Consider the following 11,767-nt stretch of genomic DNA (forward strand, 5'->3'; position numbering starts at 1 on the left):
GCACAACCAGCGCACCACGAATACAACCCCGAGGTCAAGGACGCGCTGGATTTCTCCGGCGGTCCTCGCCGTGGCGATGGCCCTGCTGGTGGGACGCGCAGACGCGCAGACGCCTCCCGCGCCGGGACAGGGGGTCGCCATCCCGAACTTCTGGAACCCGCGCGCGCGCCAGGAGCGCATCGACGCGCCCCAGACGAGCCGCACGGTCCGCTTCCTCACGGACGACGAGTTCCCGCCCCTGCACTTCCCCGGGCCGGACGGCACGCCCACGGGCTTCTCGGTGGAGCTCGCCCGCGCGGTCTGCGAGAAACTCGCCCTGACCTGCACGGTCCAGGCCCGGCGCTTCGACACGCTGCTCGATGCGCTGGCCGACAAGCAGGGCGACGTGGTCGCCGCCGCCATCCCGCTCACGCCAGCCCTGCGGGCGCGGTTCCTGGCCACCCGGCCGTACTTTCGCTGGCCGGGCCGGTTCGCGGCGCGCACGGACAAGGCGCTGCCCGTCCCCTCCGCCACGGCCCTCGCCGGCCGCAGCGTCGGCGTGGTCGCGGGCAGCGCCCACGCGGCCTACCTCAAGGCGTTCTTCCCCAAGGCGCAGGCGCGCGACTTCAACGATCTCGCCGCCGCCGAGGGCGCCCTGCGGCGCGGCGAAGTGGAGTACGTCTTCGCCGACGGCCTCAACCTCGCCCTGTGGGTCGGCGGCATCGAATCGGCGCAGTGCTGCGCCCTCGTCGGCGGCGACTACCTCGAGAACCGCTATTTCGGCGAGGGCATCGGCCTCGTCACCCGACCCGACGACGCGGCCTTGGCCCGCGCCCTCGACGACGCCCTGCAACGGGTGTGGGACGACGGCAAGTACGCCGAACTCTACCTCAGGTTCTTCCCCGTCAGTCCGTTCTAGGGCGTTCCGCGAACGGCACCGTTCTGCCCGGGGAACTCGCTCCCGGCAAGGGTATCGCGCGCATCCCAAGGGTATCGCGCGCATCCGATGCGTATCGCACCTCAAAACGACGACTTACAGCAAGCTCACACCGGCCGACATTACGTCATCGCCCGACAAGGCGCGATCAGGTCCGCAACTTCTACCGGACCATAGCTTCGCCATAACAGCCTTGTCGGAAGGCGATGCATCGCCAGCGGAGCCGGTCCTTCGCCGTTCGCCGCGAAGTCTTGCGGCGCGACCGCGAAGACCAGTGCATCCGGAACCGGCGCGCGACAGTCCGGTTGAGTCCTCATCACCCGTTCGATGCCCAGAGGAGGCCGCATGACCACCAAGGCACCGCCCGTCCCCCCGGCCAACCAGTCCGACAAGGGGCCCGGAAGCGCACCCGACGCCCCCCTCGCCACCGGGCCCAAGGGTTCGGGCCAGACCCGGAACCCCGACACGATCGGTCAGGCCGGCAATTCCAAGGTGAACACCACCCATCAGGGCCATCAGCAGGATCGGTAATGAGCACCTCGAAGAAGACACCTGCCGCCGACCGGCATCACGGCGGCCCCGGCAGCAGTCACCAGGACGCGAGCAAGCCGCAAGCGGAGACGCGTGACGGCTCGAATCCCGGCAGCCCGACCAGCGATGCCAAGTCCCACGTCTCGGGCGGCGGCGGAGAACGTGACCGTCACCACGCCCACGACGCGGACGGCAACAGTCCCGCCCGGTCGCACTGACATCGTTCCCCCAACGCGATCTGCCCCGGCGCGGATTCGTCCCGGGGCGAAGCCGAATGAGAGAGTGAGCGCAGCATGGCGAACGCGAACAAGCACAAGATGGGGCCCGGCACCCAAGGCAAGAGCTCCGGAACGGGCGCGATGACCGATCTCCCGGAGGGCATCCTCCCGGAAAACATGGTCCTGAGCAATCGCGACAAGGCCCAGCACAGCGACGAGCGCGGCCTCGACAGCAAGAACGTCCAGACCGAGCAGTATCAGGACCACGTCGGCAACCGCCTGGCCGACGACGTGGGCGCCGCGGCCACGGGCGGCGACAACGTCAGCGGATCCACGAGCCCCATGACCGATACGTCCGGCGACGCGAGCAGCCTCACGCGTCAGCAGAACGGCTGAAGCGCCCGCCGCCGGAACCGGTCCGCACGCTTCAGGGGTTCGATGACGGGATTGCGTTGGCCTGCCGGCGCAATCCCGCTTAGGGTGACGCCCTTCCGCCAAGGCGCTCACTGGAACCGAACCCCGGCCTCATGTCGTCCTCGACTTCGTCCCCGCTCGCCCTCGACCCCGCCCTCATAGAGGCCGCCGTCTCCGCCACCGCGTGGCCGTTCGAGGAGGCGCGCAAGCTGTTGGCACGGCTCGAGCGAAACCCAAAAAGCGAAGTGCTGTTCGAGACCGGCTACGGCCCCTCGGGCCTGCCGCATATCGGCACCTTCGGCGAAGTCGCCCGCACCTCCATGGTGCGTCACGCCTTTCGGGTGCTGACGAAGGACAGCGTGCCGACGCGGCTCATCGCGTTCTCGGACGACATGGACGGCCTGCGCAAGGTGCCGGACAACGTGCCGAACAAGCCGATGCTCATCGCGGCCCTCAACCAGCCCCTCACCAAGGTGCCGGACCCGTTCGGCACCCACGAGAGCTTCGGCGCGCACAACAACGCCGAGCTGCGCCGCTTCCTCGACGCGTTCGGCTTCGACTACGAGTTCCGCTCGGCGACCGAATGCTACAAGGCCGGGCTGTTCGACACGGCCCTGCTGACGGTGCTCGACCGCTACGAGGCCGTGATGGCGATCATGCTGCCGTCCCTGCGCGCCGAGCGCTCGGCGAGCTACTCGCCGTTCCTGCCGATCCACCCTGTGACCGGGGAGGTGATGCAGGTGGCCATCGACGAGGTGCGGTCTGGCGCCGGCACCCTGGTGTGGCGCGACCCGAAGACGGGGGAGGCCTACGAGACCCCCGTGACCGGCGGCCATGCCAAGCTTCAATGGAAGCCCGACTGGGCCATGCGCTGGGTGGCGCTGGGCATTGACTACGAGATGGCCGGCAAGGATCTGATCGATTCGGTGAAGCTGTCGGGCGAGATCGCCCGCGCCCTCGGCGGCGAACCGCCGGAGGGCTTCAACTACGAGCTCTTCCTCGATCGTGAAGGCCGCAAGATCTCGAAGTCGAAGGGCAACGGCCTGTCCATCGACGACTGGCTCGTCTACGGCACCGCCGACAGCCTGGCGCTGTTCATGTACAACAAGCCCCGCGAGGCCAAGCGCCTGTTCGTGGAGATGATCCCGCGCCAGGTCGACGACTATCTCGGCTTCCTCGAGAAGTTTCCCGGCCAGGAACCCGCGCAGCAGCTCGGCAACCCGGTCTGGCACCTGCACGCCGGCCGGCCGCCGGCGGCCGAGGCGGTCGGCAAGGGCGGTGCGCTCAACTTCGCCATGCTCCTCAACCTCGCGGCGGTGGCCAACACCGAAGATCCGGCAGTGCTGTGGGGCTTCATCCGCCGCTACGATCCGGATGTCGGCCCGCAGACCCATCCGGTCCTCGCCCGGCTGGTCGGCCACGCACTCGCGTATTTCCGGGACGTGGTGCGGCCGCAGAAGACCTACCGGGCGGCGACGGAGGCGGAAGCGGCCGCCCTCTCGGACCTGTCCGAGACCCTGGCGGCGCATGAGGGCTCGACCGATCCGGAAGGGCTCCAGGCCATCGTGTACGAGGTCGGGCGGCGGCACTTTCCCGACCTCTCGGGCAAGGCGAAGAGCCCGGACGGACGGCCCGGCGTGTCGCAGGCCTGGTTCACCACCATCTACAACGTGCTGTTCGGCGAGGCGCGCGGCCCCCGCTTCGGTTCGTTCGTCGCCCTCTACGGCGTGGCCGAGACGCGGGCGCTCATCGCGGAGGCCCTGTCGGGGGCCTTCGTGCCCACGGAAGCATGAATCGGCTGCCCGCACGAAGAATTGCGCAACAAAACACCACCCCTTCGGCGGCCGGCGCATCATTGTGCTTGTCGCCAGGGGGCCGGGAGGCTAGAAGCCGCTCCACCGAAGACAAAAAAAGGCCGCCCCGGTGAGGGAGCGGCCCGAAGTCTAGGGAGGAAACGCCCAAGAAGGGCACACCGCGGCGACGCCATCGCTGCGGTGCATGTGACTGAGATGCCATTTTGCACTGCACCCTACAACGCCCCCGAATGGGGGGATGGGTATGCGCGGAATGCATTCAGACCCGTCCGGTCCCCGCCGCTCCGGATGACGCGGCCGTCGAAGGCAGACCGAGCTGGTCGAGGCTCAGGTGCCAGATCCGTTCCTGCAGATCGGGATCGGCGGCCCGGCGCGAGGTCGCCACCGGACGCGAGCGCGCGAAGTAGAGTCCCGTCACACCCGCGAGCTCCGGTGCGCTCGCCACGTGGATCGACGTGGCCGCGCCGTCGACCGGCGAAGCCATGAACGGGCGGATCAGGCGCCAGCCGAAACCGAACCAGCCCCCGGTGCCGCCGGCGAACCCGCTGGCGATGACCCCGGGATGCAGGGCGTTCACCGTCACGCCCGTGCCGTCGAGGCGGCGGGCGAGGGCCTTGGTGAACAGCACGTTCCCGAGCTTGGCCTGGGAATACACCGTCATGGCGGAGAAGCCGCGCGCATGGCCGATGTCGTCGAAGGCGATGCGCCCGCGGGTATGCGCCGCCGAGGCGACGTTGACGATGCGCGACGGCGCGCTCGCCTTCAGCAGGTCGAGAAGTTCGAGGGTGAGGCACACATAGGCGAGATGATCGAGCGCCCAGGTGCGCTCGATCCCGTCCTCCGTGAGCCGATGGCTGTCGAAGATCGCGCCGGCGTTGTTCACGAGCACGTCGAGGCGCGGATAAAGCGCCCGGACTTCGCCGGCGAGACGCCGGATCTCAGCCTGTGCGGAGAGGTCCGCCACGAAGGCATCGACCTGTGCACCCGGGACCGCCGCCTGGATCGTCCCGACCGCGTCACGGGTGCGGGCGGCATCGCGACCGACGAGGCCGACCCGGGCGCCCCTTCGGGCGAGGCCGAGGGCCGTCTCGAAGCCGATGCCGGAGGTCGCGCCCGTGACGAGGCAGATCCGGTCCCGCATCGGCGCCGCGCCGGTCATGCCGCCCGCCACGGGATCAGAAGACCGCCTGCCCGACGGCGAAGGCCACGACCACGATGACGATCGCCACCACGAGGAACAGCCCGAACAGGATGCGCGCCAGGGAGCCCGCGCCCGAGGCGATGCCGGTGAAGCCGAGACCACCCGCCACGAGGGAGATCAGGAAACAGATGAGGGCCCATTTCAACAGGGTCATGCGCAGCACTCCAGCACGCGGGAACGAGCGATAACCCTGCGGTCACGCTTCCGTTCCCGCCAAGCTCGCGGATTCGGTCGGGCGTCCGGGGTCGGCCCGGTCGTCGGGCCGCATCAGCCGGCCTAACGGTTCTCCGCCCGCGCCAGCAGGCCCGCGGCCAGGGCATGGTAGAGCCCCTCCGGGCAGATGGATTTCGAGACGGCGTCGCTGATGAGGGCGGCGATCATGAGGGGGATCATCAGGGCGTGGCCCTGGGTCATCTCGGTGACGATGACGAAGGCCGTGATGGGCGCCTGGAGCACGCCGGTGAGGTAGGCCACCATGCCGACGAGGACGAGGGCCGCCACGGGCACCCCCGGGAAGGCGCCCTGGAACACGGCGCCGAGGCCGGCCCCGACGCTGAGGGAGGGCGCGAACAGACCGCCCGGAATGCCGCTGATGGCCGAGAACAGGGTCGCGAGGAACTTCAGGGGCGCGAAATCGAGGGCGCCGCCACCGGCGCCATGGAGGAGGGTGCGGGCCTCCTCGTAGCCGGTGCCGTAGACGGCGCCGCCCGAGGCGAGGCCGCACAGGGCGACACCGAGGCCACAGGCCACCGCGAACACGATGGGCCGGCGCGCGATGACGGCGCCGGGACGCCCGGGCAATCCGCGGGCGAACAGGATGACGACGCGGGCGAACACGCCGCCCGTCAGCCCGCCGAGGACGCCGATCACCGGCACGGCGATCCAGCCGGGGCCGAACGGGAGGGCCGCGTCGGTGGTGCCGAAATAGGTGTAGTTGCCGGTGATCGCCAGGGCGGTGAGGCCGGCCGCCACGATGGCCGCCACGATCAGTCCGCCGGTCCGGGCCTCGTAGGCGCGTCCGAGTTCCTCGATCCCGAAGACGATGCCGGCGATGGGCGTGTTGAAGGCCGCGGCAACCCCGGCGGCCCCACCGGCGAGGATGAGACCGGGCTGGCGATTGGGGGTGAGGTGGCCGACGGCGGCCATGATCGCCGCGCCGACCTGGACGGTCGGGCCCTCGCGTCCCGTGGAGGCGCCGAACAGCAGCCCGAGCGCCATCACGACGATCTTCCCCGCGGCCGTGCGCAGGGAGACCAGGGCCCGCCGCAGGGACGCCGTCGCCGTGTGGCGCGCCGCGATCACCTGGGGAATGCCCGAGCCCTGTGAATTCGGGAACACCGTGCGGGCGAGGTAGGTGCACAGGCCGAACCCCACGGGCGTGACCGCGAGGGCCATCCAGGGCGACAGGGACAGGATCATCCGGAATCCCTCCTGCGCCGCATCGGCGAGCTTGGCCATCAAGACGGCGGCGAGGCCGACGCCGATGCCGCCGAGGAGGAACAGCAGCCGCCGCCGCCAGACCGCGAAGGCATCGACGGCCCCACTGCGCAAACGTGTGATGGCGGGGCGGATGCGGGAACGGGACGGCATGGGTGGGGGATCCGGCGTTGCGGCGCACGGCGCCTCAGGCAAGGCGCATACCCGGCGCCGGCCCGCCTTGCATCACCCCTCTCGAATCACGCCTTGCATCACGCCTTCACGCCTTCCGCCACGCACAGCTCCGCGACGGTCTTCAGGTAGGCCTTGGCGTCGAATTTCTTCAAGGAATTCTCGCTCTGGTAGCGCACGGTCCCGAAGACCTTGCGCCGGGCCCAGGGGCGGTCGTGCAGGCCGTAGACCCAGGCGACGTTGGTGAACGAATTGGCGTCGCGGCCGTCGAGGAAGTAGCGGTTGTTGAGGCGCAGGGTGCGCCTGAATCCTTCCTCGGGGGAGGGCGACCAGTCGAGGATCTTCTTGCCCCAGTACATGCGCAGGTGGTTGTGCATGTAGCCGGTCTCGCGCATCTCGGCCTGGGCCGCGTTCCAGTGGACGTCGTGGGTCTCGCCCGCGGCGAGTTCGGCCTCGGTGTAGGTGTGCGGACGCGGATCGTCGGCGTGCTCGGCCAGGGTCTTGCGCGCCCATTCGGGCACCGCGTCGGCGTAGGACTCGTAGCCCTTCGTGTAGTGGACGTGGTTCATGGCGAGCTCGCGCCGCACGATGAGCTCCTCGAGATAGGCGGTCTTGTCGTCGTCCCCGCCGGTCCTGGCGGCGCGCACGGCGAGCGCGATCTCCACGGGCGAGATCTGGCCGAAATGCAGGTAGGGGCTCATGTGCGAGGCCGCGCCCGCCTCGGGCTTGTTGCGCTCGGCCCCGTAAGTGGCGAACGGGCCGGCGAGGTAGGCCTTGAGGCGCCGCCGCGCTTCCGTCTCGCCGCCCGTGAAGCGTTTGACCGGGGGAACGTCCCGGTCGAGGGTCATGCCGGCCAGCACCGCGTCCGGGTCGGCGATGTCGATCTCGGCCTTCGGCAGGCCGCGTCCGGCCCTGTGCTTCACGGTGCGCTCGGACAGGCCGAGGATATAGTCGTCGAACAGGCGGTTGAGCTTCGGCCGCAGGGTGCGGGCGGCGTATTCGTGCTTGGTCGAGGCCACCTCGACGGGAACGACGACATCGCCCTCGACCTGGACGATGCGGGTCTTCACCGCCGCCACGATCTCCTCGTACCAGCGCTTCTGGATGGCGAGATAGCCGCGGTCGAGGACGAGCAGGGCGGCGTCGCGGGCGAGGTCGATGGCGATCTCGGCGGGGGAGGCCTTGCGCAGGCAGAAGCCGATCCCGCGCCGGTCGAACCCGGCCCTGGCGTCGGCGAGGCCCTGCAGCAGGAAGGCATAGTGCCGGGCGTTGGCCTCGGGAAAGCCGTTGGCCCCGTCGAGGAGGCCGAAGCACGCGACGACCGGCACGCCGAGGCGGTTGGCCTCCGCGACGGCGTATTCCAGCGCCGGGTTGAAATGGGCGCGATTCGCCTGCTGCAGCAGGTAGACGACGTAGGCCCCGTCCGCGCGGGGTTCCACATCGTTCAACACCCTGATTCGCCCTGCCTGTATCGTCATCGTGCCCGCCGCGTCCCGTGTGGTGCTGAAAATGTAGAGCCTCGGCGACACGCGCGGCGGCGGCGGATCAGCACGGCCTTCGGCCAGATCCGCACCGCGGACCGGTCTTTGTCGCGCTCGAAAAACCCCTTGGTATCATGGCGTTGACGCTGGCCCCGCCCGTCTCGATGAGGCTCGGCGAAGTTGCAGGGACGCCACCGGGGGCCTGCGACATTTTGGAGACAGGCGGATTACAACGCGTCGGGTTGCACGAAAAGCGACAGGGGTGCTGCCCCAACGGCCTTGCATTTCCGAGCGGGAGGATCAGATTGTGCATTGCGGGAACGCGATGGCGTCGCGCTCCCGTTGCCCTTCTTGGGCGTTTCCTCCCTAGACTTCGGGCCGCTCTTCGGAGCGGCCTTTTTTTCGGCGCGATGCAGGTCCCCCCGCGCGGGCGCGGATCGTGAAGTCATCCCCGCGCGCGGGCGCGGATCATGAAGTTGTCGTAGGTGTACTCGGCGACCTGGAACCAGAGGTATTCCTCGTTCCGGAAGGTCCGCATCGCTTCGTAGATGCGCTTGAAGTCCGGATTCTTGCCCGCGATCTCGTTGTAGACATCCGTCGACGCCTTCAAGGCGGCTTCCATCACCTCCTGGGGGAACGGACGCAGCTGCGCCCCGGCGGCGACGAGGCGGCGCAGGGCCTTGGGATTGCGCGCATCGTACCGGGCCTGAACCTCGGCGTGGACCTGCGCGGCCGCAGACCGCAGGATCGTCTGATACGCCTTCGGCAGGGCCTTCCACGCTTCGGCGTTGAACCAGACGTGGATGAGAGCGCCGCCCTCCCAGAAGCCCGGATAATGGTAGATCGGCGCCACCTTCTGGAGGCCGAGCTTCTCGTCGTCGTAGGGGCCGATCCATTCGGCGGCATCGAGGGTCTTGGCTTCGAGGGCGCCGTAGATCTCCGGACCGGGCGTCGCCTGCGGCACGGCGCCGAGCTTGGCCAGGACCTGGCCACCGAGGCCGGCGATGCGCAGCTTGAGGCCCTGGAGATCGGCCGTTGCCTTCACCTCCTTGCGGAACCAGCCTCCCATCTGCGCGCCGGTGTTGCCGCCCGGCAGGGCCACGAGGCCGTTGCGGGAGAAGATCTCGGCGAACAGGTCGGCGGCGCCGCCGTCGAGCCACCACGCGGACTGGCCCCGGGCGTTGAGGCCGAAGGGGATGGCGGTGGCGAGGGCGAAGGTCTGGTCCTTCGCCACCCCTTGCGTCGCGGGCGCATAGCCCATCTCGACGGTGCGGGCCGCGACGGCATCGAGGATTCCGTCCCCCGGCACCGGCTCGCCCGGTCCCTGAACCTGAATCTGGAAACGGCCGTCGGTCGCCTCGGCCACGAGGCGGCCCAGGGTCTCGGCAGCGCCGTACAGGATATCGAGGCCCTTGGGGTACGCGCTGGCGAGGCGCCAGCGCAGCTCCGGCGCCCCTTGCGCGAGGGCGGGCGCGGCGACGGCCGCCGCACCGCCGAGACCGGCGGCGAGGAGGGCGCGCCGGGGGAGGGCGCGTCCGGAGAGGGGTGGGGGCATGACGCCTCGCTTCACAATCGATCCACGCACCGGAGAATCGGCGCGGGCGGCCCGTCCGGCCATCGGTTCACGAACGGGGACGCGCCCGAAACGATCCCGTACCGGGTCATTTGGCGAAGAATCATCGGGGCCGGGATCATTTGGCGTAAGCGAAGGTCCCGTCGTTCCAGACGTAGAGAACGTAGCCCTGCGCCGTGACGTCGCCCTTGGCATCGAAGCCGACGGAACCGAGCACGAGGTCGAAGCGCTCGGCATGCAGGGTCGCGGCGAGGCGCTTGGAATCCTGGCTGTGGGCGAAGTTGCCCGCCGCCACCAGGGCCTGGAGGGCGGCGTAGCCGTAGATCGTCGAGCCCTCGGGCTCGACGCCCTCGGCCTTGAAGGCGGCGACCACGGCTGCCGCCTCGGGCTTGCGGCGCGGGTCGAGGTAGAAGGTCATCAGCACGCCGTTGCTGGCCGGTCCCGCGATGGTGGCGAATTCCTGGGTGGCGATGGCCGAGGTGCCGAACCATTGCGGCCTGTAGCCCCGCTCGGCCGCGATCCGCACCAGACGGCCCATCTCGCGGGCGTCCCCGCCGTAATACGCCACCGCGATGCCGGCTTCCTTGAGGCGGTCGGCCAGCGCCGCGTCGTCGGCGTCGCTGGAGGCGAAGGCCGTGGCGAGGGCCTCGTTGATGCCGATGCGGTTGAGGTTCTCCTTCGTCGCGGCGGCGAGGTTGCGCGAGCCCGGCGTGAGGTCGTTGAGGATGGCGATCTTCTTTTCGCGGAAGCGCTCGGCCAGGATCGTCGCCGACAGCTTGGCCTGGTCGTCGTCGCGCCCGCAGACCCGAAAGATCGTCGGCAGGCCGCGATCGGTGAGCTTGGCGGCCACGGACGCCGCCGTGATCATCAGGGTGCCGTTGGCGGCGTAGACTTCCGAAGCGGCGAGCGAGGCGTTGGAACAGACATGGCCGACCACGAGGCGCACGCCCTGCGCGGCGTAGTGGTTGGCCACCGCCACGGCCTTGTTGGAATCGCAGGCGTCGTCCTGCACGTCGAGGACGATGGTCTGGCCGTCGAGGCCGCCCTTCGCGTTGGCATCGCGGGCCGCAGCCTGGACGCCGCGCAGAACCTGCTCGCCCACCGCCACGTAGGCGCCCGAGCGCGGCACGGCGACGCCGATGACGACGTCCGCCCGCGCGGCCCCGGCCGGCAGGAGGCTCACCGGCACGAGGCTCAACAGCAGGAGGCCGGCCGCCCACCGCCCATCGAGCCCGAGGCGCCGGGTCGCGCGTCTGAACCTCGTCTCGCCCCGTCTCACGCCTCGTTCGACCTCAGGAAGGTTTCAGCGGATCTACCGAAGACAATGCGGGGCTCGCACCCCTTGGACCGCCCGACCCGTGCGGGAAGCCGCACGAGAACGCAAGTCTGGATTCGTGCCGCGCTCCGCAGCGGGCGAACCCGCCGCGGACCATCGCCCCGTGGAAGACCGCTCCGGCTCGCATCGTCCTCTCAGCGGGCGGTGGCGTAGAGGGAGGCACCGGCGGCGACGGGCGCGGTGACGGTGGAGAAGACCGACAGCACCTTCTGAACCTCGGTGAAGGGGGCGTTGGAGACGTAGACGAGGTCGCGGTTGCGCATGCGGAAGGCCTGGGTGAGGAACAGGCTGTTGGGGTCGCGCATGTTGATCCGGTAGACCACGGGYACCAGCGGCGTGCCCAGCAGCGGGCTGCCGGGCTTGAGCCGGCGCACCACGGCGGCCGGCTCGAACCGGAAGATGAAGGTGCCGGCCGGGTCSGCCTGGAAGTCGGACAGGCCGCGCGCCTTRGCGAGCGCCTGGGCGAGGGTGATGCCTTCGGCCTGGAACGGGATCTCGGTGGAGTTGCCGAGCGCGCCCACCGCCAGGAAGGTCTGGGGATCGCGCACCAGGGTCAGGACGTCGCTGGGGCGCAGGAAGATGTTCTCGCGCGGGTTGGAGACCACGGTGGTGAGCGGCACCGTGGCGGTGAGGTTGCCGCGCGAGAGCCGCACGAAGGTCTCGTTGACGGGCACC

The 11,767-nt window shown here is 69.8% G+C and carries 11 protein-coding genes and 1 pseudogene; 5 read left to right on the plus strand and 7 right to left on the minus strand.

Annotated elements, in window-relative coordinates; translation table 11 throughout:
* The first annotated feature begins 76 nt into the window (after positions 1-76).
* From ASF22_RS12350 to ASF22_RS12370, 5 genes are all read left to right on the plus strand, one after another.
* Complete coding sequence (locus tag ASF22_RS12350; protein WP_082483679.1) at positions 77-898, plus strand: transporter substrate-binding domain-containing protein; 822 nt, start codon at positions 77-79, stop codon at positions 896-898.
* 363 nt (positions 899-1,261) lie between these two features.
* Complete coding sequence (locus tag ASF22_RS12355) at positions 1,262-1,447, plus strand: hypothetical protein (protein WP_056168573.1); 186 nt, start codon at positions 1,262-1,264, stop codon at positions 1,445-1,447.
* Entirely contained in the window at positions 1,447-1,665 is a 219-nt protein-coding gene (locus tag ASF22_RS12360) for a hypothetical protein (RefSeq protein WP_056168577.1), read from the plus strand. The genes ASF22_RS12355 and ASF22_RS12360 overlap by 1 nt, the downstream gene beginning before the upstream one ends.
* 75 nt (positions 1,666-1,740) lie before the next feature.
* Positions 1,741-2,061: a hypothetical protein gene (locus ASF22_RS12365; RefSeq protein WP_056264685.1), complete on the plus strand. Its 321-nt coding sequence runs from the start codon at positions 1,741-1,743 to the stop codon at positions 2,059-2,061.
* Positions 2,062-2,192: 131 nt separating this feature from the next.
* Positions 2,193-3,872, plus strand: a complete 1,680-nt coding sequence (locus ASF22_RS12370; protein ID WP_056264688.1) for a lysine--tRNA ligase — start codon at positions 2,193-2,195, stop codon at positions 3,870-3,872.
* A gap of 280 nt (positions 3,873-4,152) precedes the next feature.
* Here ASF22_RS12370 and ASF22_RS12375 read toward each other — a convergent pair whose 3' ends face one another.
* The 7 genes and pseudogenes from ASF22_RS12375 to ASF22_RS12405 all read right to left on the minus strand — a co-directional run.
* On the minus strand, positions 4,153-5,034 hold the full coding sequence (locus ASF22_RS12375; protein ID WP_056264701.1) for an SDR family oxidoreductase: 882 nt from the start codon (positions 5,032-5,034) through the stop codon (positions 4,153-4,155).
* Positions 5,035-5,068: 34 nt separating this feature from the next.
* Entirely contained in the window at positions 5,069-5,248 is a 180-nt protein-coding gene (locus ASF22_RS12380) for a DUF1328 domain-containing protein (RefSeq protein ID WP_056168587.1), read from the minus strand.
* Positions 5,249-5,370: 122 nt separating this feature from the next.
* Positions 5,371-6,684 (minus strand): chloride channel protein, encoded by a 1,314-nt coding sequence (locus ASF22_RS12385; RefSeq protein ID WP_056264691.1) that lies wholly within the window; start codon positions 6,682-6,684, stop codon positions 5,371-5,373.
* Positions 6,685-6,782: 98 nt separating this feature from the next.
* Complete coding sequence (locus tag ASF22_RS12390; RefSeq protein ID WP_056264704.1) at positions 6,783-8,180, minus strand: deoxyribodipyrimidine photo-lyase; 1,398 nt, start codon at positions 8,178-8,180, stop codon at positions 6,783-6,785.
* A 448-nt stretch (positions 8,181-8,628) separates the two neighbouring features.
* On the minus strand, positions 8,629-9,738 hold the full coding sequence (gene dctP / locus ASF22_RS12395) for a TRAP transporter substrate-binding protein DctP (RefSeq protein ID WP_056264708.1): 1,110 nt from the start codon (positions 9,736-9,738) through the stop codon (positions 8,629-8,631).
* Between the two features lie 136 nt (positions 9,739-9,874).
* The gene (locus ASF22_RS12400; protein WP_056264711.1) at positions 9,875-10,960 is read right to left on the minus strand and encodes a branched-chain amino acid ABC transporter substrate-binding protein; all 1,086 of its coding nucleotides are present in this window, start codon (positions 10,958-10,960) and stop codon (positions 9,875-9,877) included.
* Positions 10,961-11,226: 266 nt separating this feature from the next.
* A pseudogene (locus ASF22_RS12405) lies at positions 11,227-11,767 on the minus strand (sugar transporter); the annotation flags it as partial.

Origin of the sequence: Methylobacterium sp. Leaf87, assembly GCF_001422775.1 — a bacterium.
Lineage (GTDB): Bacteria > Pseudomonadota > Alphaproteobacteria > Rhizobiales > Beijerinckiaceae > Methylobacterium.